This is a genomic window from Microbacterium nymphoidis, assembly GCF_021044885.1.
GTDB lineage: Bacteria > Actinomycetota > Actinomycetes > Actinomycetales > Microbacteriaceae > Microbacterium > Microbacterium nymphoidis.
Genome location: NZ_JAJNOD010000001.1, coordinates 1,025,382 through 1,049,802, shown reverse-complemented (window position 1 = coordinate 1,049,802; position 24,421 = coordinate 1,025,382). Strand labels below are relative to the sequence as shown.

The 24,421-nt window shown below is 68.1% G+C and carries 27 protein-coding genes; 13 read left to right on the top strand and 14 right to left on the bottom strand.

The annotated features are described in order from the left end of the window. Positions 1-95 precede the first annotated feature (95 nt). The 4 genes from murQ to LQ566_RS04970 are packed head-to-tail and all read left to right on the top strand — an operon-like array spanning position 96 to position 3,329. Positions 96-1,016 (top strand): N-acetylmuramic acid 6-phosphate etherase, encoded by a 921-nt coding sequence (gene murQ, locus LQ566_RS04985; protein ID WP_231090507.1) that lies wholly within the window; start codon positions 96-98, stop codon positions 1,014-1,016. Between the two features lie 14 nt (positions 1,017-1,030). After that, entirely contained in the window at positions 1,031-1,954 is a 924-nt protein-coding gene (locus tag LQ566_RS04980) for an N-acetylglucosamine kinase (protein ID WP_231090506.1), read from the top strand. Positions 1,955-1,969: 15 nt separating this feature from the next. Beyond that, positions 1,970-2,890: an oxygen-dependent tRNA uridine(34) hydroxylase TrhO gene (gene trhO / locus LQ566_RS04975; protein ID WP_231091380.1), complete on the top strand. Its 921-nt coding sequence runs from the start codon at positions 1,970-1,972 to the stop codon at positions 2,888-2,890. A 4-nt stretch (positions 2,891-2,894) separates the two neighbouring features. Beyond that, positions 2,895-3,329 (top strand): TY-Chap domain-containing protein, encoded by a 435-nt coding sequence (locus tag LQ566_RS04970; RefSeq protein ID WP_231090505.1) that lies wholly within the window; start codon positions 2,895-2,897, stop codon positions 3,327-3,329. Positions 3,330-3,433: 104 nt separating this feature from the next. On the opposite strand, the gene LQ566_RS04965 is transcribed toward LQ566_RS04970, so the two are convergent. Together LQ566_RS04965 and LQ566_RS04960 are read right to left on the bottom strand one after the other, a co-directional pair. Continuing rightward, positions 3,434-5,071, bottom strand: coding sequence for an MDR family MFS transporter (locus tag LQ566_RS04965; protein WP_231090504.1), 1,638 nt, complete (start codon positions 5,069-5,071; stop codon positions 3,434-3,436). Continuing rightward, a complete protein-coding gene (locus LQ566_RS04960; protein ID WP_231090503.1) occupies positions 5,072-5,680 on the bottom strand; it encodes a TetR/AcrR family transcriptional regulator in 609 nt (202 codons plus the stop codon). Between the two features lie 88 nt (positions 5,681-5,768). On the opposite strand from LQ566_RS04960, the gene LQ566_RS04955 reads away from it, so the two are divergent. The 4 genes from LQ566_RS04955 (at position 5,769) to LQ566_RS04940 (ending at position 9,867) form a co-directional block, all read left to right on the top strand. Further along, the gene (locus tag LQ566_RS04955) at positions 5,769-6,866 is read left to right on the top strand and encodes an NAD(P)-binding domain-containing protein (RefSeq protein ID WP_231090502.1); all 1,098 of its coding nucleotides are present in this window, start codon (positions 5,769-5,771) and stop codon (positions 6,864-6,866) included. 14 nt (positions 6,867-6,880) lie between these two features. After that, the gene (locus LQ566_RS04950) at positions 6,881-7,366 is read left to right on the top strand and encodes a hypothetical protein (protein WP_231090501.1); all 486 of its coding nucleotides are present in this window, start codon (positions 6,881-6,883) and stop codon (positions 7,364-7,366) included. A gap of 109 nt (positions 7,367-7,475) precedes the next feature. Continuing rightward, on the top strand, positions 7,476-7,880 hold the full coding sequence (locus tag LQ566_RS04945) for a DUF6508 domain-containing protein (RefSeq protein ID WP_231090500.1): 405 nt from the start codon (positions 7,476-7,478) through the stop codon (positions 7,878-7,880). Positions 7,881-7,986: 106 nt separating this feature from the next. Further along, complete coding sequence (locus LQ566_RS04940; RefSeq protein ID WP_231090499.1) at positions 7,987-9,867, top strand: HNH endonuclease signature motif containing protein; 1,881 nt, start codon at positions 7,987-7,989, stop codon at positions 9,865-9,867. Here LQ566_RS04940 and LQ566_RS17620 read toward each other — a convergent pair. Both LQ566_RS17620 and LQ566_RS04930 read right to left on the bottom strand, forming a co-directional pair. Then, entirely contained in the window at positions 9,864-10,925 is a 1,062-nt protein-coding gene (locus LQ566_RS17620; protein WP_231090498.1) for a methyltransferase, read from the bottom strand. The two genes, LQ566_RS04940 and LQ566_RS17620, sit on opposite strands and share 4 nt — an antisense overlap. A gap of 48 nt (positions 10,926-10,973) precedes the next feature. After that, on the bottom strand, positions 10,974-11,966 hold the full coding sequence (locus tag LQ566_RS04930) for a LacI family DNA-binding transcriptional regulator (RefSeq protein ID WP_231090497.1): 993 nt from the start codon (positions 11,964-11,966) through the stop codon (positions 10,974-10,976). A 163-nt stretch (positions 11,967-12,129) separates the two neighbouring features. Between LQ566_RS04930 and LQ566_RS04925 the strand changes: the two genes are divergently transcribed. Genes LQ566_RS04925 through LQ566_RS04915 form a run of 3 tightly spaced genes read left to right on the top strand, consistent with a single transcriptional unit; the run spans position 12,130 to position 15,231 of the window. Further along, entirely contained in the window at positions 12,130-13,419 is a 1,290-nt protein-coding gene (locus tag LQ566_RS04925; RefSeq protein WP_231090496.1) for an extracellular solute-binding protein, read from the top strand. Beyond that, positions 13,413-14,336, top strand: coding sequence for a carbohydrate ABC transporter permease (locus LQ566_RS04920; protein WP_231090495.1), 924 nt, complete (start codon positions 13,413-13,415; stop codon positions 14,334-14,336). The genes LQ566_RS04925 and LQ566_RS04920 overlap by 7 nt, the downstream gene beginning before the upstream one ends. Position 14,337: 1 nt before the next feature. Next, a complete protein-coding gene (locus LQ566_RS04915) occupies positions 14,338-15,231 on the top strand; it encodes a carbohydrate ABC transporter permease (RefSeq protein WP_231090494.1) in 894 nt (297 codons plus the stop codon). 98 nt (positions 15,232-15,329) lie between these two features. On the opposite strand, the gene LQ566_RS04910 is transcribed toward LQ566_RS04915, so the two are convergent. The 7 genes from LQ566_RS04910 to LQ566_RS04880 all read right to left on the bottom strand — a co-directional run bounded on the left by LQ566_RS04910 (position 15,330) and on the right by LQ566_RS04880 (position 19,265). After that, positions 15,330-15,785: a hypothetical protein gene (locus tag LQ566_RS04910; RefSeq protein ID WP_231090493.1), complete on the bottom strand. Its 456-nt coding sequence runs from the start codon at positions 15,783-15,785 to the stop codon at positions 15,330-15,332. After that, entirely contained in the window at positions 15,782-16,240 is a 459-nt protein-coding gene (locus LQ566_RS04905) for a hypothetical protein (protein WP_231090491.1), read from the bottom strand. Before LQ566_RS04905 ends, LQ566_RS04910 begins: the two co-directional genes overlap by 4 nt. Beyond that, positions 16,237-16,932 carry a hypothetical protein gene (locus LQ566_RS04900; RefSeq protein WP_231090489.1) on the bottom strand — a complete coding sequence of 232 codons (696 nt, stop codon included), beginning with the start codon at positions 16,930-16,932 and terminating at the stop codon, positions 16,237-16,239. The genes LQ566_RS04905 and LQ566_RS04900 overlap by 4 nt, the downstream gene beginning before the upstream one ends. A gap of 13 nt (positions 16,933-16,945) precedes the next feature. Beyond that, complete coding sequence (locus LQ566_RS04895) at positions 16,946-17,263, bottom strand: hypothetical protein (RefSeq protein WP_231090487.1); 318 nt, start codon at positions 17,261-17,263, stop codon at positions 16,946-16,948. Positions 17,264-17,268: 5 nt separating this feature from the next. After that, positions 17,269-18,015, bottom strand: a complete 747-nt coding sequence (locus LQ566_RS04890; RefSeq protein ID WP_231090486.1) for a hypothetical protein — start codon at positions 18,013-18,015, stop codon at positions 17,269-17,271. An 88-nt stretch (positions 18,016-18,103) separates the two neighbouring features. Further along, positions 18,104-18,772, bottom strand: a complete 669-nt coding sequence (locus LQ566_RS04885; protein WP_231090485.1) for a TetR/AcrR family transcriptional regulator — start codon at positions 18,770-18,772, stop codon at positions 18,104-18,106. Between the two features lie 49 nt (positions 18,773-18,821). Continuing rightward, entirely contained in the window at positions 18,822-19,265 is a 444-nt protein-coding gene (locus LQ566_RS04880; protein ID WP_231090484.1) for an SseB family protein, read from the bottom strand. Positions 19,266-19,412: 147 nt separating this feature from the next. Between LQ566_RS04880 and sucC the strand changes: the two genes are divergently transcribed. Beyond that, the gene (gene sucC, locus LQ566_RS04875) at positions 19,413-20,582 is read left to right on the top strand and encodes an ADP-forming succinate--CoA ligase subunit beta (RefSeq protein ID WP_231090483.1); all 1,170 of its coding nucleotides are present in this window, start codon (positions 19,413-19,415) and stop codon (positions 20,580-20,582) included. A gap of 33 nt (positions 20,583-20,615) precedes the next feature. After that, positions 20,616-21,518 carry a succinate--CoA ligase subunit alpha gene (gene sucD, locus LQ566_RS04870; protein ID WP_231090481.1) on the top strand — a complete coding sequence of 301 codons (903 nt, stop codon included), beginning with the start codon at positions 20,616-20,618 and terminating at the stop codon, positions 21,516-21,518. 61 nt (positions 21,519-21,579) lie between these two features. On the opposite strand, the gene LQ566_RS04865 is transcribed toward sucD, so the two are convergent. From LQ566_RS04865 to LQ566_RS04855, 3 genes are all read right to left on the bottom strand, one after another. Then, positions 21,580-22,536: an epimerase gene (locus tag LQ566_RS04865; protein ID WP_231090480.1), complete on the bottom strand. Its 957-nt coding sequence runs from the start codon at positions 22,534-22,536 to the stop codon at positions 21,580-21,582. After that, positions 22,533-23,144: a DUF4166 domain-containing protein gene (locus LQ566_RS04860; protein ID WP_231090479.1), complete on the bottom strand. Its 612-nt coding sequence runs from the start codon at positions 23,142-23,144 to the stop codon at positions 22,533-22,535. Before LQ566_RS04860 ends, LQ566_RS04865 begins: the two co-directional genes overlap by 4 nt. A 134-nt stretch (positions 23,145-23,278) precedes the next feature. Further along, entirely contained in the window at positions 23,279-24,313 is a 1,035-nt protein-coding gene (locus LQ566_RS04855; RefSeq protein WP_231090478.1) for a LacI family DNA-binding transcriptional regulator, read from the bottom strand. Between the last annotated feature and the right edge of the window lie 108 nt (positions 24,314-24,421).

Sequence of the window (24,421 nt, the reverse complement as noted above, 5' to 3'; positions counted from 1 at the left end):
CGCAGGTGTGGCAAAAATGTTCAAGGCGCGATTGAACTCTGAATATTTTTCACCATACTGGTCTGAGAACATTCTCACGAGTGAGGCACGAAAGCATGAACGCAACTCCCGACGCCGCAGCAGCGCGGCCGCTCCCGCCCACCGAGCAGCGTCTCGCGGCATCGGCCGACCTGGACGCCCTGCCCGCAGCGGAGGTGCTCCGGCTTCTCAACGAGCAGGACCGCGTCGCCGTCGACGCCGTCCAGCGGATCATCCCGCAGCTGGCGGAGCTGGTGGACCTCGCGGCGGACTCGTTCCGCGCCGGAGGCAACGTGCACTACTTCGGTGCGGGAACCTCGGGACGACTCGGCGTGCTGGACGCCGCGGAGCTGCGCCCGACCTTCAACCTCGAGCGCGGCCGTGTCGTGGCGCACATCGCCGGTGGCGAGACCGCGCTCCTCGACGCCGTGGAGAACGCCGAGGACTCGGAGGAAGAGGGCGCCGCCGCCGCCGCAGACCTCCGCCCCGGCGACGTCGCGGTCGGTCTCGCCGCCAGCGGCAACACCCCCTACGTCGGTGGCGCGCTGCGCGCCGCCCGGGCCGCGGGAGCGCACACCGTGCTCATCTCATCGAACCCGCATGCCTCCCTCGCCCCGCTCGCCGACATCGACATCGTGCTGGAGACCGGCGCGGAGGTGCTCACCGGGTCCACCCGTCTGAAGGCCGCCACCGCCGAGAAGCTCGTGCTCAACGGATTCTCCACCGCCCTCATGGTGGCCGTGGGGCGCACCTGGGGCAACCTGATGGTCTCGGTCGTGGCGACCAACGCCAAGCTGCGTGAGCGCACCGTGCGCATCCTGCGGGAGGCCACCGGAATCGAGGACACCGAGGCCCGCGAACGTCTCGAGGAGGCCGGTGGCGACCTGAAGACGGCCATCGTGATGACGGTGGCCTCGGTCACCGCCGCCGAGGCATCGGCTGCCCTCGCGGCAGGAAGCGGATCGGTTCGCGCCGCCCTCACGCATCTCGCGGACTGAGCGGACCCGGAACGGTGACGACGGCTTTCCTCGGCATCGACATCGGCGGTACCGGGTCGCGCTCGCGCCTGGTGTCGGCCGATGGCGTCGTACTCGCCGAGGCCAGCGGCCCACGCGGGGCGGTGACCGCGGGCGGGAGCGCGGGGCCCGATCTCGCTCTCGCGCTGGTCGAGCGTGCGCTGGGTGATGTCAAGACTCAGAGCATCGTGGGCATCGGCATCGGTGCGACCGGGATCGCGACGCTGGTGGCCGACCCGAGCGATCTCGTGCGCCGCGTGCGGGCACAGGTGCCCCGCGCCGCGGTGGCCGTCAGCATCGACGCCGTCACCGGTCACCTGGGTGCCTTGAGCGGTGCCGCCGGCGCCGTCATCGCCGTCGGCACCGGCGCCATCGCCCTCGGAGCCGATTTCCATGGCGTGTGGAATCGTGTGGACGGCTGGGGACACCTCCTCGGCGATCGTGGGTCGGGATCCTGGATCGGAATGCGGGCACTCCAGCTGGCGATGCGCCAGCGCGACGGCGTCTCCGGTGATGCGGATGCCGTCCTCGCCGCCGCGCGCGAGCGCTTCGGGGATCCGATGAGCTGGCCCGGTCAGCTGTACACGCGGGATGACCGTGCGGGCGTGCTCGCCTCCTTCGCAGCCGACATCGCTCAGCTCGACGACCCGCGCGCCCGAGAGATCATCCGGGAGGCCGCGACCGAGGCCGCCCACTCGGCGGTCGCGGCTCTGCCGGGGCTGCCCCCGCGCATCTCGGCGACGGGTGGTCTGCTGCGCTCGGAGGAGTATGCCGCGACCTTCCGCCGCGTCGTGCGCGAGCTGCGACCGGATGCCGAGCTCGTCCCGCCCGCTGGTGGGCCGCTCGAGGGGGCCGTCCAGCTCGCGCGGCTGGTCGTCTCGGCGCCGCCGGCACCCGCTGCCGGGTTCCTCTGGGCCTGACCCGCGTACCCTGGAATCGTGCCCGCCAAGATCATCCTGTACTACGTGTTCGCGCCCATCACCGACCCGGATGCGGTGCGGCTGTGGCAGCGCGACCTCTGCGAGGGGCTCGGGCTCCGCGGTCGCATCCTCATCTCGAAGGACGGGATCAACGGCACGCTCGGTGGGGACATGGCCGCCCTCAAGAAGTACGTCCGCAAGACGAAGGAGTACCGCGCCTTCGCGGACGTCGATGTGAAGTGGTCCAGCGGTACCGGCCTGGACGAAGAGGGCTTCAGCCTGGACTTCCCCCGCCTGAGCGTGCGCGTGCGTGACGAGATCGTCTCCTTCGGCGCGCCCGGTGAGCTGCGCGTGGACGACCGTGGCGTCGTCGGAGGCGGGGTGCACCTGAGCCCCGGAGCCCTGCACGACCTGGTGGCCGACCGGGGCGACGAAGTCGTCTTCTTCGACGGGCGCAACGCCTTCGAAGCCGAGATCGGCCGGTTCCGTGGCGCGATCGTTCCCGACGTGGAGACGACGCATGATTTCATCGCCGAACTCGACTCCGGCAAGTACGACCACCTGAAGGGCCGGCCCGTGGTCACCTACTGCACGGGCGGGATCCGGTGCGAGGTGCTGTCGAGTCTGATGACGGCGCGCGGGTTCGGTGAGGTGTACCAGCTGGACGGCGGGATCGTCCGTTACGGCGAGAGCTTCGGCAGTACCGGGCTGTGGGAGGGATCGCTCTACGTGTTCGATGGCCGTGAATCGGTGCCGGTGGGGCGCGACCCGAAGGTGATCGGACGGTGCGCGCTGTGTCAGACGCCCACCACGCGCATGGTGAACTGCGCCGACGACAGTTGCCGCAATCGCGTGGTGCTGTGCGCCGCCTGCGGGGACGCGGTCGTCTGCGCCCGGCACGCCGAAGCGCCTGCCGCGGCGGCCGTGACAGGATGAGCGCATGACCGATGAGACGTCAGCCGTGCGCGAGGCGCTGGCCAACCTGTTCGAGCACCTGATCCGCGAGGACGACCCGTGGGTGGTCGAGGTGGTGCGCGAGGCCGTTCAGCGGCCGTACGTGCAGGGCACGCGCAACGATGACGGCTCCATCGTCATCGAGGTCTCATCCAACGAGATCAACGACCCCCCGCTGTCGGGCCTGCAGATCGCGGCGCTTCGCGGGTGGGGCTTCAGCGCGGGAAGCGACGACGTCTCGCCCAATCATGCGCGGGTCTTCCCGGAAGGCGCCGATCGTGAGGCCGCCGAGCTGCTGGCCGACGCGCTCGTGACCGTGCTGCGGTTCTCGGGCGATGACGCGGTGCACATCGAGCTGTTCGAGTCCGACCTCACCGAGGTACTGGAGAACAATCCCGACCTCCCTCTCGCTGACCTCTGAACCACCCGCCGAGAAACCCACACACGTCCGGGAAGCCCTGCGTTGCGCAGGGCTTCCCGGGGACGTGTGTGGGCTTCTCACGGGCCGGACCCGTGCGCGCAGCGTCAGCCGCGCGGAGGAGCGTCCGGTGAGGCAGCGGCGGCAGCGGCGCGCTGCTCCGCCTCCACGCGCTCGGCCTCCTCGCCGCTGATCGCCTCGCCGCGGGCTACGAGTCCCGCCTGGTCGGACAGCGGGATCTGCTTCAGGAACAGGGAGAGCACCAGCGCGATCACCACGAACGGGATCAGGTACCAGAACACCGGCGCCAGCGCGTCCGCGTATGCGGTGACGATGCCATCGCGCACCTCGTCGGGAAGCGTGCTCAGCGTCGCCGGATCGATCGTTGACGCCGCAGCCGACGCGTCATCGGGCGAAGCGCCCGCGCCGGCGAAGACGCCCAGCAGGTTCTCCGTGAGGCGAGTGGTGAAGATCGTGCCGAACACGGCCGTACCGAGCGAGGCGCCCACCTCGCGGAAGTAGTTGTTGGTACTGGTGGCCGTGCCGATCTCGCTCGCCGGAACGGCGTTCTGGACGACGAGCACCACCACCTGCATGATCAGGCCGAGACCAGCGCCGAAGACGAAGAGGAACACGCAGATCAGCCAGATGGGCGTCGTCGCGGACAGCGTCGTGAACGCCGCCATGGCCGCACCCGTGATGATCGTGCCGAGGATGGGGTAGATCCGGTACTTGCCGGACTTGGAGATCGCGATCCCCGAGAAGATCGAGGTCCCCATGAGACCCACCATCATCGGGATCATGAGCAGGCCGGACGCTGCGGCTGAGGTGCCGGAGGACATCTGCAGGAAGGTCGGCACGAAGCCGATCGCGGCGAACATCCCGATGCCCAGCACCAGACCGATGGCGGTGGCGTTGATGAAGATCGGGTTGCGGAACAGGCTGAGCGGGATGATCGGATCCGCTGCGCGCGCCTCGGTCAGGACGAATGCCGCCGCCGCGGCGACGAGGCCCGCGCCCCACGCCCACGTGGCAGGGGAGGACCAGCCGAACTCCTTGTCGCCGCCGAAGTCGGTGAAGAAGATGAGGCAGGTGGTCGCGATCGACAGCAGGATCACACCGAGGATGTCGATCGGCTTCTGCGCCTTCTTGCTCGGCAGCTGCAGGGCCACCAGGGCGATGATGAAGGCCGCGATGCCGACGGGGATGTTGATGTAGAACGCCCACTGCCAGGTGAGGTGATCCACGAAGAAGCCGCCCAGCAGGGGCCCTGCTACCGCCGAGAGGCCGAAGACGGCGCCCAGCGGGCCCATGAACTTGCCGCGCTCGTTGGCGGGCACGATGTCGGCGATGATCGCCTGGGAGAGGATCATCAGACCGCCGCCGCCGAGACCCTGGAGCGCACGGAAGACCACGAACGTCCAGAAGTCGCCCGCGAAGGCGCAGCCGACGGAGGCGAGTGTGAACAGGGCGATGGCGATCAAGAAGAGGTTTCGCCGTCCCAGCACATCGCCGAACTTGCCGTAGATGGGCATCACGATGGTGGTGGCCAGCAGGTAGGCGGTGGTGATCCACACCTGGTGGTCCACGCCGCCGAGCTGGCCGACGATGGTCGGCATCGCCGTGGAGACGATGGTCTGATCGAGGCTGGAGAGCAGCATTCCGGCGATCAGCGCGCTGAAGATGATCCAGACGCGGCGCCGGGTGAGCAGGAACGGTGCATCCTGCGTGACGGGTGCGGACATTCAATCGACTTTCTGTGTGGGCACGAGGAGGGAGCGCGCGACCTGGAGGCGCTGGGCAATCAGGTCGCGGAAACTCTCGGGTGAGTCCTGATGGAGGATGCGGTCCATGCATATGCGCACCAGCGCACCGACGGAGTGGACGAGGACCTCGGCGCGGATATCGACGTCGTCGGTGCCGAGCCGCCGAGCGACCAGCTCGCGATCGCGCCGCTCGTTCTCGCCGAGCTGGTCGAACAGGCTCTTCAGCAGACGCGGCTCCTGATCGATGAGCGCGAACAGGGGGCGGGCGTCGTCGATCGGATTGAACACCTCGAAGCGGCGCACGCTGAGCTCGACGAAGTCGTCGACCAGATCGCCGCCGCGGGCGAGGAACTCGGCATCGAGCGCCTCCGTTCGCGGATCGTTCGCGGTGAATCCGAACACCGCGTGCTCCTTGCTGGCGAAGTAGTTGAAGAACGTGCGGCGAGACACCCCGACCTCGGCGCACAGCTCGTCGACGGTGAAGCCCGTGAAGCCGCGCTCCGTGGTGAGGAGTCGCGCCGTCGCGGTGAGTGCGGCGGCCGTCTCGCGGCGTCGGCGCTCCCGCAGTGATTCTGCACTTGTCTCCATGAGATGCAATTCTTGCACTGTAAAGCTGAAAGTGCACTTTGAGCTGCGGTGCGGGAATGCGATCTGTACCCGGGGCGTTGGGGGAGGCATGAGCATCACCCCGGACGCCGTCGATGTGGTCGTGATCGGTGCCGGGCAGGCGGGTCTGTCCGCCGCGCATCATCTTCGCCGACGCGGATTCGTGCCCGCGGGTGAGGGGGGCGAGCACAGCTTCGTGGTGCTGGATGCAGACGAACGGCCGGGTGGTGCGTGGCAGCATCGGTGGGAATCGCTGCGGATGGGAACCGTGAACGGCATCTACGAGCTCCCGGGCTTTCCGGTGCCGCCCGCCGATGCCGGCGTCCCCGCTCGGGACGCGCTGCCGCCATACTTCGCCGCCTATGAGGAGCGCTTCGATCTGCGGGTGCGCCGGCCGGTGCGTGTGCGCTCGGTGAGCCGGGCGGACACCGATCCCCAGGGGCGGCTGATCGTCGACACGGATCGGGGATCGTGGGCGGCGCGATACGTCATCAACGCGACAGGCACCTGGACCCAGCCGTACTGGCCCTACGTTCCCGGGCGCGAGACCTTCCGCGGTCGTCAGCTTCACACCGCGAACTATGTGTCGCGGGAGGAGTTCGCCGGAAAGCGCGTGGTGATCGTCGGCGGCGGCGTCTCGGCGCTTCAGCTGCTCGACGAGATCGCCGACGTCGCCGAGACGTTCTGGGTGACGCGTCGCGGTCCGGACTGGAAACGTGGCGAGTGGACCACCGCATCACGGATCGAGGCGCTGGACGGCGTCGAGCAGCGCGTGCGCGCCGGGCTCCCGCCGGGGAGTGTGATCTCGGTCACGGGCGACATCTGGGCGCCATGGGTGCAACGCGCTCACGACAAGGGCGTGCTGGTGCGACACCCGATGTTCACGCGGGTCGAGGCGGACGGCGTGCGTATGCCGGACGGCACGCTGGAACACGCCGATGTGATCCTGTGGGCGACGGGCTTCCGCCCCGCGATCGCCCACCTGGCACCGCTCGGGCTGCGAACCCCGGAAGGCGGGATCCGTGTGGCGAACGGACGGTCGATCGACGAGCCCCGCCTCTTCCTCATCGGCTATGGGCCCAGCCAGTCGACCATCGGCGCCAACCGTGCCGGACGCGACGCGGTGCGTGCGATCGTGCGGGAACAGGCGGGCGCCCTGGTGGGCTGAGTATCGTTGTGCGTGTGACCAGCATCGATTCACCGCTCGGCATGGTCCTGGTCGACAACGGTGAGAACCTGCGCGCGCCCGGTCTCGATCGAGAGGCCGTCGTGATCGGCCACGTCCACGACGGGGAGTTCCTCATCGTGGAGTTCGTGGCGGATGCGACGACGGCGGTCTTCGATGTCGCAGGCCGCCACACCGTCCCACTGAATCGGGATCGGGCGGCGACCGCCGGCTTCCTGCAGGCATTTGCCGACTACCTGCGCTCGGCAGGGCCGTCGTCCGACCCCCGGGTGCTGACGGCGGATCAGGCCGCCGAACGCCTCGCCGCGTTCCGGGCCGGGAAGATCGCCACGCCCCCGCCCCCGACGGCTGCCGCTCTGCCTCACTCCGTACGCGTGAGGAATCTGCTGCGTGCGCTGCGCCGGATCGATCCGCAGGCTGCGACGAGCCCCGGCTCCTGGTGGAGCGGGGCGATCGAGCAGGCGAAGGATGATCTGATCTGATCGATGGCACTCGTTGGGTGACTATCGTGGAGTGCGCGTCGAGCGTCGACGCGCCGCGTCGAGCGGTATTCCGTGCCGGTGTGCATCGGGCGAAGCCGGAGGGGGACACATGACCGACCAATGGGAGCACGTGCAGCGGGGCCGGGAGCTGCTGCTCGGTGGCTACCAGGTGCAGTGGACACCCAGCCGGATGACATCCTCGGGCGCGCGGACGATGCCGTACCCCGCATACGACGACGTGCTGATGAAGGCGCTGTGGGCGGCGCAGAGCATCGTCGGCACCGACTACGAGTACCTCGCCTCCTACAAGCGGGTCCGTGAGGTGCCGCTCGGTTCCGTCTCGGGGCCGGAGCTGTCCACCTGGTTCACCTACATCCTGCGGGGAGAGCGGTTCTCCGACGGGCACATCGCACAGTACGTCGAGTCGGGCGAGCTGCTCGTGCTCCTCGAGCGGCTGATCGCGCTGCGGGATTCATTGCCGACGGCGACCGGGGGTGCCGCCGGGGAGGAATGACCGCGTCGGCGCGCCTGAAGCCTGACTGGCCGGTTGCCTCTGAATATGCCCACTGAGCTGGGGAAAACACCGGTCGAATGTCGGTGGCCCCGAGTTGAATGGAGCTATGTTCATGTACGGTTCCGAGGCACTCGACCAGGTCACTGGCGCGGGGCTGGAACTCGCTGAGGCGCTTGCCGCACTGCCCGCGAGCCAGGACGCGGCCACCGATGAGGAACTCATCGCCCGGTTGCGGGTGCTGGGCGGAGTCCTGCGTTTCGTCGAGGGTGCCCTCCTGCAGACGGTGGGCGAGGTTCAGCAGCGCTCATCGTCCGCCGATCGCGGAGCCCGGATGACCACCCGGATCGGATGCCGCACAGTGGCGGAGGTGATCGAGCGCGCCGTGGGGGCGAGCGGTCGCACGGCGCGCCAGTGGGTGCGCGCCGCAGGGCTGATCACGCAGCCCACGGATCTGTCGGGAGCGGTGGTTCCGGGCCTGTTTCCGGCTGTCGCCGACGCGGCCAGGTGCGGAGTCCTGGGGACGGACGGGATCCTCGCGATCGCGGGCGTCCTGAACAACGCCGCTTCCCGCATCGATGCGGCGGCGGTGCATGAGGCGGAGCAGTTCCTCGTGGACCTTGCCCGTGGCGCACATGCGGTGACAGATGTCGCGGCATCGGCTGATCGAGATGGCTCCGCCGCTGGGAAGCATCCCGGTGCGGCGTGGAACGTGTGCTACCCGGCCTCGGACCTCGACGCGATGTCTCGGGCGGTTCTCGCGCGCATCGACCCTGACGGAGTGGAGCCGGCCGAGCGTATCGCGATGCTGAAGCGTGGCATCACACTCGGGACGCCGGTCGGTGGTCTTGTGCCGATTCGTGGTGCGCTCCTTCCGGAAGCCGCTGCGCAACTCCAGCTCCTTCTCGATGCATACAACAACCCCGCGGCACCGCCGATCCCGCTACCCTTCGCGATGTCTCCGGGTGGTCTGGATGCCCCTCGTGTCGCCGGCGCAGCGGATGAAGACGCGGATGGGACTGGGGGTGAACCGGGAACTTCGCCCGCTGATGTCGAGGCTGTCATCGGCGCTCCCGTCCTGCCTCTGCCGCGCGGCGGGGTGTACTTCCGTGAATCGACGCCGACCCTCATGTCGCCGGACAGCGATGTCGATGCGCCGCCGTGTGTCTGTGGTGCCCGAGACGTGAACGCGGCGCACGCCGAGCATGATTCTCGATGGCCCGGTGCCGGTGCGGAGGCGGGGTCCGCGATGGCGTGTGTGTGCGTGCCGTCACGCGCGGATGATCGGCGCACGCCGCCGCAGAAGCGTCACGACGCCCTGTCTGCGATCCTCCGCATCGCCGCTGAGTCCGGACGCGCTCCTGCTCTCCAGGGCCACGCGCCCACGCTGCTCGTTCGGATTCACAGCGCTGCCCTCAGGCGGCGCGCTGGCGCCCCTCATGACTCCGGAGCACATGCTGGTGAGGGAGTCGGTACGGACGCTCGGGTCGAAGCCGAACACTGCAACAGCGGCCTCACGGGCGATTCACTCGCTGTGGCACACGCGGAAGTCTCGGGACTCGAGATGCCGATCTCCATCGCAACCGCGCTGCGCATCACCTGCACCGGCGGCGTCCAGCACATCCATTACGACGCGAACCAGGCGGTCACGGCGATCAGCAGCGAGGCGCGCATCTTCACGCCCAGGCAGCGCCGCGCGATCAACGATCGGGACCGGGAGTGCATCATTCCCGGCTGCCACGTTCCGGCCACCTGGTGCGAACACCACCACGTCACAGAGTGGGCGAGCGGTGGTCCCACGCACACCAGCAACGCCGTGGCGATCTGCTTTCATCACCACCGCACTCTGGAACAGGCCGGGTGGCGGATTCGCATCCGCGAGGGAGTGCCAGAAGTGCAGGCCCCGCTCCTCTGGGATCCCGACCAACGCTGGATCCGCAAACCACATCACCGGCGCGATATTCGTCCCAGACAGACAGATGACACCTAGCGGGCGATGGAGCGCGTGACCGTGAACTTGGGCGTCCGAGACACCTGGGATGTCGGACCCACGATGCGCTCCAGCGCGCCACGGTGCTTGAGATGTGAGTTGTACACCGTGAGCAGCGTCCCGCCGGGGCGCAGCATCCGGCCCGCAGCGCGGAACAGCGGATGTGCCATGTCGTCGATCACGGCACGCCCATCGTGAAACGGCGGATTGAGCAGCACCACATCGACGCTCCGGTCCGGGATCCCCTCCCCGGCGTCGGCATGCACGGTGTCTACCCTGTCCGCGACGCCGGCGAGCTGGGCGGTACGGGAAGCGGAGGACACCGCCGACCAGGAGCGATCCGTCGCGATCACCCGGGCACCGGGCAGGTGCCGTGCCGTCCACACCGCCAGCACTCCCGTGCCGCACCCGAGGTCCACGACCGTGGGGTGTGCCGCAAGCGCAGCGGCATCCAGCTGTGCCGGCAGGACGTCCAGCAACGCACGTGTTCCGATGTCCAGGCGCGTGCCGGCGAACACGGCGCCGTGAGCCGCGATCGGAAACTCCAGACCGCCGGCCAGTTCTGAGCGCGGATACGGGGGAGACGGGGCGGGCCGCGGGCTGGACGCGATCAACGCGCGCGCCTTGTGGCGGCCCCGGCTGGCGGACACCTCGGCGAAGGAGTCGCGGAGCTGGTCGTTCATCCCTCGCTCCAGGTCCTTCTCGCGGGCCGCGAGGACGACGAGCACATCCGGATCGGCGAACCGGGCGACGAGGCCGGCGATCTCGTCGACTCCGGCGAGCGTCCGGGGAAGCTCGCCCACGACGAGGGTCACGCCGCTGACGAGCTCTGCATCCAGGCCATGGCGCGCGCAGCCGTCCGGTGCGATGGTGTGAACCGGGGTGTGTTCATCGAAGACGCGGACCGAGGCAGCGAAACGCCCGTGCACGGCCGCTGCCAGCGCGCCATCGCCGATGACGGCGACGGCGCCGTTACGTGCGAAGCCCCCGCGCGCCATGTCACGTTCGAGCGCCTCATCCAGAGCGAGACGGGCGGCGGGGGACAGGGCGTCGGTCACACTCCATGCTCCCATGCGCAGGAGAATCCGGGCGGCTCCCGCCGAAGGTCAGTGGGCGGGGGCCGCTGCGGACGATCGCACGACGAGGGTGGTCGACAGCTCCGTGTGCGCGGCCAGGCGATGACCCGCGCGGGATCGGACCAGGGCGTCGACCGCGGCGCTTCCCATCTGCGCCAGCGGCTGGCGGATGGTGGTGAGCGGCGGGTCGGTCCACTGTGAGTGGGGGATGTCGTCGAAGCCCACGACCGAGATGTCGTCGGGAATGCGCAGTCCCTGCTCGCGCAGCGCCCGGATGGACCCCAGTGCGCTGTCGTCACTCGCGGCGAAGATGGCGGTGGGGCGCTCGGCGCGCGAGAGCAGGAGCCGCGTGGCGGCGTACCCCTGATCGACGCCGTACTGGGTACGGATCACCAGCTCATCGTCCACGGGAACGCCCGACTGCAGCATCGCGGCCTGGAATCCGGCGAGCCGGGCGATGCCGTTCGCCTGGTCCAGGGGTCCGGTGATGGTGGCGATGCGGCGGTGTCCCAGTGAGATGAGGTGCTGTGCGGCGTCGAATGCGCCCTGGAAGTTGGTCGCGGCGACGGAGTATGTCCCCTCGGGAACCCGGCGCAGCGGGTCGACGATCACCAGGGGAATCCCGGCGTCTGCGAGGAGCTGCCGGGCTTCATCGCTGGGGACCCCGACAACGCTCAGCAGTCCGTCCGAGCCACGTTCGACCGCGTGGCGCACCCAGTCGTCGCAGTTCTCCGGGTCGGGATCCACCGTGAGCACGAGATCCTTGTCATGTCGTTTCGAGGCCTCCGCTGCTCCGCGGACCACCGCCTCGGACCAGGCTCGATCCAGATCGACGATGCGGACGTCCAGGAAACCGGTGGTGACACGTGCACGGGAGCGGATCTCGTACCCGTGCCGGGAGAGCACCTCGGTCACCCGTTCCCGCGTGGAGCTGGCCACATCTGGTCGGGAGTTGAGCACTTTCGAGACCGTGGGGACGGAGACGCCCGCCTCTTCGGCGATCCGGGCGAGCTGGACTGTCATGGTTCCCTTTCACAGACTTTCCGAAAAACCATACCGTGATCACCCCCGCAAGCGCAGGCATTTTCTGAGGAAATCTCTGGACCTATCCGTACCCGTCGCTCTATAGTTCCCGGAGAGGGATCGAAATTTCGAGACCCTGTTTCGAAATCACGAAGGAGTGAGCATGCGCAGGACACGAGTCACCGCTACGGCTGCCGTGGTCCTCGGTGCCGCCCTGGTGCTGAGCGGCTGCGGCCGCGGCGCCGACGGCGCGACCGGGGGCACGGACAGCGGAGCGGGCGCCGCGGCGGAGGGCAAGGCCACGGGCGTCATCGAGATCTGGACCGCGGGAGGGCATGCCGACAACCTGCAGGAGCTCGCGGGGCCCTGGCTCGACGACAACCCGGATGCCTCGCTGAAGGTCACCGACATCCCGTGGGACCAGGTGATCACCAAGATCCAGACGGCGACCGCCGCCGGTACCGGACCGGACATCATCATGACCGGGTCGGACCAGACGGCGACGGTCATCGGCATGGGCGGCTTCGACAAGGTCCCCGATGGGGTGTACCAGGCGGACGACTTCTATTCGGCCGCCATCGATTCGGTGACCGGACCGGACGGCGCTTACGCCATGCCCTGGTACGTGGAGACGCGCTTCCTCTTCTACCGCAAGGACCTCGCGGAGCAGCTGGGTCTGTCGGCGCCGACCACGTGGGAGGACATGAAGGCGATGGCCACCGCTTTCAAGACACGGCCGGGCGGCACCTACGGTCTCAGCCTGCCCAAGCCCACCGAGTCGCCGGCGCAGGTGATCGTGCCGTTCGTGGCGCAGGCGGGCGGCAGGATGACCGACGGTGAGAAGTGGACGATCGACACCCCCGAGTTCGTGCAGGCGCTGGACTTCTACGCGGGCTTCTTCACCCGCGGCGAGGCGCCCGCCGAGACCACCGATGCCACGTTCGAGAACGGCGGCACGCCGATGTTCATCTCGGGGCCCTGGATGCTCGATGTCTACCAGGAGCTCATCGACAAGGGCACCGCTCCCGCAGACTTCACGATGGACTCCGTGGGCTACGCCGTCTCACCCGCCGGCCCCGGCGGCAACAACGACCAGTACATCGGCGGGGGAAACCTCGGCGTCTTCTCCGCGGCGAAGAACAAGGAAGCTGCCTGGTCGCTGCTGTCCTGGATGGGGCAGACCGAGCAGCAGCAGGCCTGGTACGGGCTCCAGAAGGAACTGCCCGCCAACATCGCTGCCGGCGACGACTCCGCCATTCAGGAGAACCCCGTCACCAAGACGCTGATGGAGCAGATGCAGGACACCGTGGCACCGCCGAACTACCCGGCGTGGTCGCAGATCTCCGATCTGATCAGCAAGTACTCCGAGCAGGTCGCCCGCGGCGAACTCTCCAGCGCTGATGCGGCGAAGCAGATCCAGACGCAGGCCGACTCGATCGGCTTCGGATGGTGACATCCACCGCGCGGCGGCCGGGGAAGACGTCTTCCCTGGCCGCCCAGCGCCGCCGCTCCGCCCTCATCGCGTGGGTGTTCGTGTCGCCGTTCGTGCTGACGTTCGGCGTGTTCAGCCTCATCCCGCTGGTGAGCTCGTTCGCGATGTCGTTCACCGACCTGCGTGCCCGTGACATCCGCAACCCGTTCAACGTGAATTTCGTCGGACTCGAGAACTTCATCTCGGTTCTGACGAATGAGTCGTTCCTGCGGGCGCTGAGCAACACCCTGGTGTTCGTCGTGGTGGGCGTGCCGTCGACCCTGTTCATCGCGCTGGTGCTGGCCGTGCTCCTGAACTCACTGAGCCGCCGGGTCGCCACCTTCTTCCGTGTGGGCTATTACACCCCGGTCATCACGACCATCGTCGCGGTGGCCGTGGTCTGGCGGATCATGTACCAGGACACCGGTGTGATCAACACCATGCTGGGCTGGGTCGGAATCGACGGGCCCAACTGGCTGAGCGATCCGAACACGGCGCTGATGGCGATCACGATCATGGCGGTGTGGCGCAACATCGGATCCTCCATGGTGATCTTCCTCGCCGGTCTGCAGAGCATTCCGGCCGAGGTCAACGAGGCGGCCGCCATCGACGGTGCGAACGCGGTGCAGAAGTTCTTCCGCGTGACCATCCCGATGATGATGCCGACGATCCTGCTGAACACCATCCTGGTGACCACCGGCTACATGCAGTTCTTCGACGAGCCCTTCGTCATGACCAACGGCGGTCCGCTGGAGTCGACCACCTCCATCGCGCTGCAGGTCTACAACCAGTTCAAGTACGGCAACTACTCCGTGGGAGCCGCGGGAGCGTACGTCCTCTTCGTGCTCGTCGGAATCCTTGCCCTCATCCAGTTCCGCTTCTTCCGGCAGAGGACCTGACATGACCGCTCTTGATGCACCCGCGCGCACTGTGATGACCGCGCCCGCGGAAGACCGTTCTCGGCGAAAGCCCTTCCGCTGGGGAAACCTGGTGGTGATGGTGGTGCTGTCGATCGGGCTGGCTGCGACGATCCTGCCGTTCGTCTGGATGGTGCTCGGCGCTTTCAAGACCAAGGCCGAGATCATGTCCCGTCCGGTGACCTGGTGGCCGAAGAGCCCCACCCTGGACAACTTCGCCGCCTGGTTCTTCCAGTTCGACATCCTGCGCCCGTTCCTGAATTCGGTGCTGCTGGCCGCGGCCACCGTCGCCACGACGCTGCTGTTCTCCTCGATGGTCGGATGGGCGCTGGCCAAGATGCGTTTTCCGGGCAAGAACGCGATTATCGTGGTGGTGCTGGCGACGATGTTCGTCCCCGGCATCGTCACCCTCATCCCGCAGTTCGTGCTGGTGGCCAACCTCGGGATGGTCAACACCTACTGGGGGCTGATCCTGCCCGGGATGGTGGGCGCGTTCGGCGTCTTCCTCATGCGGCAGTTCATGCTGGAGATCCCCGATTCATTGCTGGACGCAGCCCGCATCGACGGTGCGGGGGAGTTCCGCACCTTCTTCCAGATCGTGCTGCCGTTGTGCAAGGCCCCTCTTGCCACCCTCGCGATCTTCACCTTCATGGGATCGTGGAACAGCTTCCTGTGGCCGCTGATCATCTCGCAGGACGACTCGATGTACACCCTCCCGGTCTCCCTCGCTCTGTTCTCGGCTGAGGCGGGTGGTCACGGGGCGGACTACGGCCTGCAGATGGCCGGATCGTTCCTGATCGTGATCCCGGTGCTGGTGCTGTTCATCGCCATGCAGAAGCATTTCATCCAGGGCATCACGATGACCGGGATCAAATGACGAAAGACGGGCGCCCGCGTGCTGCGGGCGCCCGTCCGTCGCATGTCGGGATGACCGCGGCCGCATCGGGCCGCACGGGCATCAGCGACGCGACCCAGTCACGAGCCGGACGAGGGCTGCGGGCCCGTCGTTCGGGTACGGATGATGCGGATCATACGCAAAGCGCAGATCGTGATCGTCACGCCGAGGACCACCACGATGATCGACGTCGTCGACGCATCCCGGCTGCCCACTGCGGAGGCGAGGACGAAGATCCCCATGCTCGCGATCACACCGTCGACGGCGGCCACCGCGGCGAGGAGCACGAGCGGGCCGATCGACACGTGTGCACCGCTGTCCGGCCGGGACAGAGAGAAGCCGTAGCCCGTCGTCATCAGACCCACGGCGGCCAGCAGCGTCGCCACCAGTGCGGGGCCGACCAGAGCGGAATCGGCGCCGACGTTCAGCCACGCGAGGAGAGCCGCGACCGCGGAAGCCGCCGTCGCGATGGCCGTCACCCAGGCCGCGCCGCGGCCCGCGCGTGGCCGGGGGCTCGCCCCGTGCGGAGCACTCATCGGAGGGGAGCCGTCGGAGCCGCCTGGCGCCGCAGCATCGCCGCGCGCAGGATGCGCAGCCCGCTGAAAGCGGACAGGATCCCCAGCACGAAGAGGATGACGGCCAGCGGTGTAGCACCGGTCAAACCCACCGCGATGCTCACGAAGAAGCCCACCAGAGGCACGGCGATGCCAACGACGTAGGTCGCCGCGCAGAGCAACCCGAGCGGGGCGAGGGATCCCGTCTCAGCACCCGCGTTCGCGGGGCGCGCCGCGCGAGAGCCCGCGATGCACAGGCTGAGGACACCCAGAACGAGTGCGGTGATCGCTGCGGCGATCAGACGGGGTTCGGCCGCGGCGAGAGCGAAGGCGACGGTGGCCACCGCGACGACGAGCGCGATCACGCCCGAGGACCGCGTGACGATGCGCGCGGCCCTCGGGTCGTGCTGCGGCGAGGGCGCAGGGGGAACGGTCATGCGTTCGCGAGCGGCGGCCAGGACGCGATGCCCGCCGCGGTGGACGTCATGGTGGCACGCGCCTGCCCCGCCGACAGGAACAGCACGGCGACACCCGTGCCCACGGCGGCCAGGAAGGCCACGATGCCGATGGTCACCAGCACGGGTACCGCGGGCAGTCCGACGATCGTCCCCGTCGCCACGGCAGCTCCCGCGAGGGCGCCCAGCAGCGTGAGGATCGCGACCACCACCGCGCCCCAGAACACGCCGATCGCCACGGCGAGGCCCGTCATGGCGCCGCTGACGTTCTCGGCGTAGTCCGCCATGATCGACGTGTTGGCGCGGCGCTGGGTCTCGATGCGCTGCTTGTACTGGTCGGCTCCGCTTCCGGTCCACTTGTCGTCGACGGAGAGATTGGCGTCCATGATCGTGTCGTTGATCCGTGACACCTTCGCCGCGGCGGTCTTCCATCCTTGCGCGGCGCCGTTGAGCATGAACGGGTCGCCGACGTGGCTGAAGAACTCCGAGATCGCCTTCCACATCTCGCCGATCTTCTGCAGCATGCCGTCCCAGGCCTCGCGGAGCCGGTCCGCCACCCAGGACAGCGCCGCGGGCAGGAGCCGAAGCGCGGCGTTGACCAGTCGCACGATCTCGTCGATCTTCTGGCGGATCTTCTCCAGCAGCTCCAGAGCGCGCTCGATGATCGGATTCATGTCGTCTTCCCCCTCAGACCACCGGCTGCCACATGCGTGACAGCTCGGATACGGTTCCCTCTTCCATCTGCTGATACATGTCGCGAACTTCGCGCAGCGCCTTAGCGCCGTTGCTTGCGGCCTGAGCGCCGTCCGCGAGGAGCTGCGTGACTCGCTGGTGCAGTTCCGCGTACTGATCGGCGACATCCATGGCGGCGAACGAGAACGCGCCATGAGTCACCTGAATCGCGGCGATCGAGTTTCCGCTGGTGCGGAGCGTGTTGGATGCCTCGTCCCAGATGGACGCGTCCTTGGTGAGCGCCTCGAAATTGGCGCGGAGATCGGGAGCCATTCTTCTTACCGTCCTGTCATGTACGACACGAAGCCGTCGGGGTCGTCGAGGAGGCGCTGGTACTTCTCCAGCGGCGTTCCGGCAAGCGCTGCAGATGTGCGCTCCTCCGCGGTCGCCTCGTGTGCTTCGCGCAGCGCCTCGTTCAGTTCACGTGCGACCTGGGTCGCCGCCGAGCGGGCAGCCCAGCGAGAATCCAGCGTGATGCCCTGCAACTGGCCGCCCGCCGTCAGGTTCACCGTGAGGTGACCGGAGAGCGGAGCGACGGTGTCCACGCGTCCGCCGCGGCTCATCGCGGTGGCGAACGTCTCATCGAAGCCGGCGGTCATGTCCTCGAGCATCTCCAGGACGTTCTCCAGCATCCGCTCCACCTGGGAGGCCGCGTCGGGACTCTCGGTCAACGCGGTGCGCAGCTTCTCCGCCACGGAGTCGCTTGTGGGCGGCAGCGGCGTGGCGCGGTGCTCGTGCTCCTGAGCCTCGCCGAGGTGTGTTCCCCACGCCTCCAGACGAGCCGTGCTGAGCTGCTGGAAGGTCTCGACCAGCCGGCCCGCGAGAGCAGAGGCCTCGATGTGGTTCTGCCAGTCGTTCGCTATCGCGAACGAGATCAGCCCCTCGGAGTCGATGTTCACGGTGAGAGCACCGGTCTCATCGGTGTGCGACGCGGGCTGCTCGCCCTCCGCCGCTTCGGTATACATCTGCGCTTCTCGATCGAATTCATCGCGCAGTTCGAAGAATCGCTCAGCATCGTCGGTCATCAACGCCCCCTTTTTGCGTCTGCTTCCTCTGCCAGGGTACACACGCTCATCGGATGGGCAAGTAGCCCGAAGCATCGACGAGGCGACGTCAGCCGATCTGCGCCTGGACGCGGCGGGTGACCTCGGCCATCGGCATCGAGCGGGGGAAGACGGCCACGACCACGTCGTCCTCGGCGGCACGGGCGCCGTCTGGGTGCACGCCGAAACGGTGCAGCGCATCATCCAGCGCCGCGCGCAGGGTGGCGGCGGGCACCTTGCGGCCGCGCAGCATCTGGCGAAGCACGTGATTGTGGACGGCGGCGACCACGGCCGCAAAGCCCACCGCGTCCACCGGATCGAGGCCCGGAAGGGCGCTGCGCAGGTACTCGTCGAACAGTCGCTCATAGCGGAACACGGTGACGATCTCGCGTTCGCGCAGGGCGGGGATGCGCCGCACGAGCTCGTAGCGCTTGCGCGCAACGTCGATGTCCGACGTGAAGTGCTTGAAGACGAGCATGGCACCGTCTGTCACAGCGACCCAGGGGTTCTCATGGCGGTCATCGAGGAAGGCGCGGGCCTCGGCCAGCACATACTCGTGATCGGCGAACACGACGTCGTCCTTGCCACCGAACTGGCGGAAGAACGTGGATCGGGACACGCCGGCGGCCTTGGCGATCTGATCGACCGACGTCTGCTCGAAGCCCTGCTCCTCGAAGAGGGTGAGGGCGGCGGCGACCACGGACGACACGTCTGCGGTGCTCTGGCGAGGAGTGCTCATTGGACGAGGGTACTGCGATACGCGGTGTCGCGAAAGGTGAAACTCAGTATCAGCCGAGCGGGTTCTGCGACCGGATGTCGTCCAGCATGGCCTTCGGCATCGCGAACGCTCCGAAGGACAGATTGATCATCAGCGCCAGATCGGGGTTCATGCCGGTGATCACGCTGCGCCCGTTCATCGGCACGCCGAAGCGGGCGACGTCCCCGGTGTGCTCCAGTGCGCCGGTGGTGCTGGCGACCACCATGTAGTCGACTTCGTCCACGCGCGTGATCACGGGGTCGATGGTGCCGCCCTCCGGATCGGTGACGGAGGGGACGTAGACGGTCGCCGCCAGGAAGGCATCCACCAGCTCGACGTGGGTGGCCTCTCCGGCCTCCGCCCGCGACGCCAGCTCCGCGAGCAGGTCGGACGGCTCTGCGGCCTCCGGGGTTGCGTCGGCGGCGGGCCCGAAGGCTGAGGCGGACTCGGGCGAGGGCGTGGCGCTGTCGTTCATCGCTCCGATTCTCCCAGATGCACGGCCGGTTCCGCTCCCGTGCACACCGGCCGCGGGCGCTCAGGCGGAGGTAGTAGGCTGTGATACCGGTCGTTATCTCGATATCGAGAGACTTTTTCCAGATCGCAGCCCACCGGAGGAACAACAGTGGATCTGTACGAGTACCAGGCACGTGACCTTTTCGAAAAGTACGGGGTGCCGGTTCTCGCCGGTATCGTCGCCGAGACTCCTGAGGAGGCGAAGGCGGCTGCCGAGAAGATCGGGACGGGTGTCGTCGTCGTCAAGGCTCAGGTGAAGACCGGCGGCCGCGGCAAGGCCGGCGGCGTCAAGGTCGCTAAGTCGCCGCAGGAGGCCTACGAAGCCGCCCAGGCGATCCTCGGAATGGACATCAAGGGCCACACGGTCCACAAGGTCATGGTCGCCGCGGGCGCTGACATCAAGCAGGAGTTCTACTTCTCCGTGCTGCTGGACCGCGCCAACCGCTCCTACCTGAGCCTGTGCTCGGTCGAGGGTGGCATGGAGATCGAGGTCCTCGCGGTCGAGAAGCCCGAGGCGCTGGCGCGCGTCGAGGTGAACCCGCTGACGGGCATCGACAAGGACAAGGCCCTGGAGATCGCCAAGCAGGCGAACTTCCCCGAGGAGCTGATCGACGCCGTCTCCGACGTGTTCGTCAAGCTGTTCGACGTGTACAAGGGCGAGGACGCCACGCTCGTCGAGGTGAACCCGCTGGTGCTCACCGGCTCGGGTGAGGTCGTCGCCCTCGACGGCAAGGTCTCGCTGGACGACAACGCCTCCGAGATCCGCCACCCCGAGCACGAGGAACTGGTCGACGAGGCCACCGAGAACCCGCTCGAGGCAAAGGCGAAGGCTGCGGGCCTCAACTACGTCAAGCTCGACGGTCAGGTCGGCATCATCGGCAACGGCGCGGGTCTGGTCATGTCCACCCTCGACGTGGTCGCCTACGCCGGTGAGAACCACGGTGACGTCAAGCCCGCCAACTTCCTCGACATCGGCGGTGGCGCATCCGCGGACGTCATGGCCGCGGGCCTGGACGTCATCCTCGGTGACGAGCAGGTCAAGAGCGTCTTCGTGAACGTGTTCGGTGGCATCACCGCCTGCGACGCGGTTGCGAACGGCATCAAGGGCGCACTCGAGAAGCTGGGCGACGCCGCCACCAAGCCGCTGGTCGTCCGCCTGGACGGCAACAAGGTCGAAGAGGGTCGCGCGATCCTCGCGGAGTACGCCCACCCGCTCGTCACCCTCGCAGCCACCATGGACGAGGGCGCCGACAAGGCCGCCGAGCTGGCCAACGCCTGATCGCCCTGGACTCGGATTCAAAGGACTAGAGATATGTCGATCTACATCAACAAGGACTCCAAGGTCATCGTCCAGGGCATCACCGGTGGCGAGGGAACCAAGCACACCGCGCTCATGCTCAAGGCGGGAACCAACATCGTCGGCGGCGTGAACGCGCGCAAGGCCGGCACCACGGTCTCGCACGTCGACAAGGACGGCAACGCCGTCGAGCTGCCCGTGTTCGCCTCGGTCGAGGAGGCCATGGCAGCCACCGGTGCCGACGTCTCCATCGCCTTCGTGCCGGGTGCGCACACCCGCTCCGCGATGATCGAGGCCATCGACGCCGAGATTCCGCTGCTCGTGGTCATCACCGAGGGTGTCCCGGTCGGCGACTCCGCCGAGGCGTGGGCGTACGCGACCGAGAAGGGCAACAAGACCCGCATCATCGGCCCGAACTGCCCCGGCATCATCACCCCCGGTGAGTCGCTGGTGGGAATCACCCCCGCCAACATCGCCGGCAAGGGCCCGATCGGCCTCGTGTCCAAGTCGGGCACGCTGACCTACCAGATGATGTTCGAGCTGCGCGACTACGGCTTCTCCACCGCCATCGGCATCGGCGGCGACCCTGTCATCGGCACCACCCACATCGACGCGCTCGCCGCGTTCGAGGCGGACCCGGAGACCAAGGCCATCGTCATGATCGGTGAGATCGGTGGCGACGCCGAGGAACGTGCCGCGGAGTTCATCAAGGCCAACGTCACCAAGCCGGTCGTCGGCTACGTCGCGGGCTTCACCGCCCCCGAGGGCAAGACGATGGGCCACGCCGGTGCGATCGTCTCCGGCTCGGCCGGCACCGCCCAGGCGAAGAAGGAGGCCCTGGAGGCCGCCGGCGTGAAGGTCGGCAAGACGCCGTCCGAGACCGCCGCCCTGATGCGCGAGATCATCGCAGCGCTGTAAGCAGCAACGACGAAGGCCTCCGGAGCGATCCGGGGGCCTTCGTCGTTCCCGGGCGGGTGGGTCACCGGGGCAGCGAGGCTTCCAGAGCGTCGCGCAGCCGGGGATGCTCGAAGCTGAAGCCGGCGTTCACGAGCTTCTCCGGCACCACCCAACGAGATTTCAGGATCAGCTCGGTCTCCGTCCGGATCAGGATGGCGCCGAGCTCGCTCACCCACCGCGGCATCGGGGGCCCGATCGGCGCACGCGACACGCGTCGCACCTCGCGCATCAGTTCCCGGTTGGTCACCGGGTGCGCCGCCGCGGCGTTGATGGCGCCGGACAGATCGTCGCGCTCCTCGATCAGATCGATGGCGCGGGCCAGATCGACGAGATGAATCCAGCTGAAGTGCTGTTCGCCGCCGCGCGAACCCGGCAGGTGAGCGGTACCGGCCCGCAGTCGCGCGCGGCTCACCGGCCACCAGCCGTCCGTGTTCGTGCCGCCGAGCCCCAGCCGGGCGAGCCGGTGCAGCGTGGCGAACACGCCGCCGTCACCGAGAACGATGGCGGTACGCAGCGCGATGCGGCGGGTGGCGGGAAGCGACTGCGCCATCAGGGCCCGCTCCCACGCCTGTGCGACCGAAACAGAGAATCCGGTGCCCATCTCGCCCGCCGACTCGGTCTGCGGGCGATCCATCGCGTGCCGGTAGATGGTCGCGGTGGACGAGTTGATCCACACCGGTGCGGGGGTGTCGGACGCGGCGATCGCGCGCGAGAGAGCTGCCGTGGTGTCCAGGCGCGATCGGAAGATCTCGGCGCGGTTACGAGCGTTGTAGCGGCAGTTCACGCTCTTGCCAGCGAGACCGATCACGAGTGCCGCACCGTCGACGGCGGCACGGATGGCGTCCGGGTCGTCCCAGGCGACATCGCACCCGCGCCGCCCGATCATGATGACCTCGCGTCCGGCGCTGCGATAGCGGTCCACCAGGTGGGTGCCCACGAAGCCGTTCGCCCCGCCGATGACCACACGGCCGTCCCTCACGATTCCGCCTTCTCGATGCGGTACGACCGAAAGGAACCGCGGTACTCGTAGACGCGGCCGATCAGTGGGAGATCCAGGGTGAACGACATGCCGTGCCCGTCGCCCTCGGCATACTCGACGATGCGGATGCGCGCGGGAAACCAGGGGGGAGTCCCCAGGCGGAGCCGGCCGATGCGCAGGCCGATGCGTCGACTGGTGATCAGCAGCTTCTCATCCCGGACGTCGAGGTCGAATCGAGCGCTCACCCGCGCCGGGGTCCCGATGGCGTCCGCGGTTCCCACGCCGCTTCGGGCGACGATGTCGGTCATCGTGAAGTCCCCGGTCGGCAGGTGGAAGGTGCGCACTCCCATCCCGCGCTCGCCGATCGTCCGGTTCACCACGGTGAACGGGACATCGAGCCAGAAGCCGGCCGGGACGACGGCGCTGCGCTGTAGCGGTCGCAGCAGCGGCCAGAGCCACTTCCGGGGCGTGCCCACCACGTGGAACACACCTTCGCCGCGCCCCACGTACCCGTCGGGAATCGTGTCGAAGTAGCGTTGCAGCGGCGCGGCGAGGCGATTCCTCCGGTCTCCGAGTGCTGCCGCATACGGCGAAACCGGCTGTGTCATCCTGAGCCCCCGAATCTCGAACTGAACACGTTCAGTTTCTTCGCTCGAGCGCACCGTGTCAACTCGGCGCTTCATGGCGCGCACTGTGCGCTTCCCGTCGTCGAATGGGCGCGAAACGTGCGCGATGAAGGGGCTCAGGCCCGCGGCGGGGCGGTGGAATCGCGGACGACGAGCTCGGTTGCAAGTTCCATGCGGGGCACGTCAGCACTGCCCCCCGCGATCAGTTGCAGCAACGTGCGCAGCGCGGTGCGCCCGATGTCGTGCAGTGGCTGCGCCACGGAGGTGAGGTGGGGGAGCGTCTGCTCGGCGAGCGGCGTTCCGTCGAATCCCACGATGCTCAGGTCGCGGGGGACCTCCAGCCCGCGGCGCCGGGCCTCGTCCAGGACGCCGAGGGCGATAGTGTCGCTCGCGGCGAAGATGGCCGTCGGTGGATCCTCCAGGTCGAGGACGGTCCGGGCGTTCGCCAGCCCGCCGGCGGGGGTGAATCCCGGCGCGTCGTACAGGTAGTCCGCACGCATCGGGATCCCTGCCGCCATCAGTGCCGCGAGGTAGCCGTGCATGCGCGCCTGGTTGCACTCGGCGCTCGCCGGCCCGCCGAGGTAGGCGATGCGACGGTGGCCGAGGCTGAGCAGATGTTCCGTGGCCGCCCGCCCGCCCGCCCAGTTGGTCGAGCCCACGCTCGGCAGGTCCGCGGCGGGAGTGTTCAGCGGATCGATCACGACAACCGGCAGCCCTCGCGAGGCGAATGCGGCGTGCTGTGCGGAGGACAGATCCGACGTCACCGCGATCAGTCCCTGCCGGCCCGAGTCCACCATGCGGTCCGCCCACTCGTCGGCATCGGTGAGGTGCATGCTCCCCGGGTTGACCGAGGAGATCACCACGTCCGTATCGACCTCTCGGGCATGCTCCAGGATGCCGTTGAGCACGCCCACCGAGTAGCCGTTGCGCACCTCGCCGATCACGAGATCCACCATCGTGCGATTGCCCGTCCGCAGCCGCCGAGTGCGGGGCGAGCGGTAGCCGGCTTCCGTGATCAGCGACTGGATGCGCTCCCGGGTCTCGTCGGACACGCCGCCGCGGCCGTTGACCACCTTGGACACGGTCGGAACGGAGACGCCCGCGGCTTCGGCGATGCTGGCCAGATTCGGGCCGGGGAGCTCTCGGGCCATGTCTTCCTCCGAGGAAAATTTTCGTTACAGACATCCTGTCGTGCCCGGCCCGCAGGAGCAAGAAGACAGCGCCGTCTGCCGGGAGAACTCGGCATTGACACCGATCTG

Coding starts and splice junctions, on each gene's coding strand:
- murQ (WP_231090507.1), top strand. CDS start 96: ATGAACGCAACTCCCGACGCCGCAGCAGCGCGGCCGCTCCCGCCCACC.
- LQ566_RS04970 (WP_231090505.1), top strand. CDS start 2,895: ATGACCGATGAGACGTCAGCCGTGCGCGAGGCGCTGGCCAACCTGTTC.
- LQ566_RS04965 (WP_231090504.1), bottom strand. CDS start 5,071: ATGTCCGCACCCGTCACGCAGGATGCACCGTTCCTGCTCACCCGGCGC.
- LQ566_RS04960 (WP_231090503.1), bottom strand. CDS start 5,680: ATGGAGACAAGTGCAGAATCACTGCGGGAGCGCCGACGCCGCGAGACG.
- LQ566_RS04955 (WP_231090502.1), top strand. CDS start 5,769: ATGAGCATCACCCCGGACGCCGTCGATGTGGTCGTGATCGGTGCCGGG.
- LQ566_RS04945 (WP_231090500.1), top strand. CDS start 7,476: ATGACCGACCAATGGGAGCACGTGCAGCGGGGCCGGGAGCTGCTGCTC.
- LQ566_RS04940 (WP_231090499.1), top strand. CDS start 7,987: ATGTTCATGTACGGTTCCGAGGCACTCGACCAGGTCACTGGCGCGGGG.
- LQ566_RS04930 (WP_231090497.1), bottom strand. CDS start 11,966: ATGACAGTCCAGCTCGCCCGGATCGCCGAAGAGGCGGGCGTCTCCGTC.
- LQ566_RS04925 (WP_231090496.1), top strand. CDS start 12,130: ATGCGCAGGACACGAGTCACCGCTACGGCTGCCGTGGTCCTCGGTGCC.
- LQ566_RS04920 (WP_231090495.1), top strand. CDS start 13,413: ATGGTGACATCCACCGCGCGGCGGCCGGGGAAGACGTCTTCCCTGGCC.
- LQ566_RS04915 (WP_231090494.1), top strand. CDS start 14,338: ATGACCGCTCTTGATGCACCCGCGCGCACTGTGATGACCGCGCCCGCG.
- LQ566_RS04910 (WP_231090493.1), bottom strand. CDS start 15,785: ATGAGTGCTCCGCACGGGGCGAGCCCCCGGCCACGCGCGGGCCGCGGC.
- LQ566_RS04905 (WP_231090491.1), bottom strand. CDS start 16,240: ATGACCGTTCCCCCTGCGCCCTCGCCGCAGCACGACCCGAGGGCCGCG.
- LQ566_RS04900 (WP_231090489.1), bottom strand. CDS start 16,932: ATGAATCCGATCATCGAGCGCGCTCTGGAGCTGCTGGAGAAGATCCGC.
- LQ566_RS04895 (WP_231090487.1), bottom strand. CDS start 17,263: ATGGCTCCCGATCTCCGCGCCAATTTCGAGGCGCTCACCAAGGACGCG.
- LQ566_RS04890 (WP_231090486.1), bottom strand. CDS start 18,015: ATGACCGACGATGCTGAGCGATTCTTCGAACTGCGCGATGAATTCGAT.
- LQ566_RS04885 (WP_231090485.1), bottom strand. CDS start 18,772: ATGAGCACTCCTCGCCAGAGCACCGCAGACGTGTCGTCCGTGGTCGCC.
- LQ566_RS04880 (WP_231090484.1), bottom strand. CDS start 19,265: ATGAACGACAGCGCCACGCCCTCGCCCGAGTCCGCCTCAGCCTTCGGG.
- sucD (WP_231090481.1), top strand. CDS start 20,616: ATGTCGATCTACATCAACAAGGACTCCAAGGTCATCGTCCAGGGCATC.
- LQ566_RS04860 (WP_231090479.1), bottom strand. CDS start 23,144: ATGACACAGCCGGTTTCGCCGTATGCGGCAGCACTCGGAGACCGGAGG.
- LQ566_RS04855 (WP_231090478.1), bottom strand. CDS start 24,313: ATGGCCCGAGAGCTCCCCGGCCCGAATCTGGCCAGCATCGCCGAAGCC.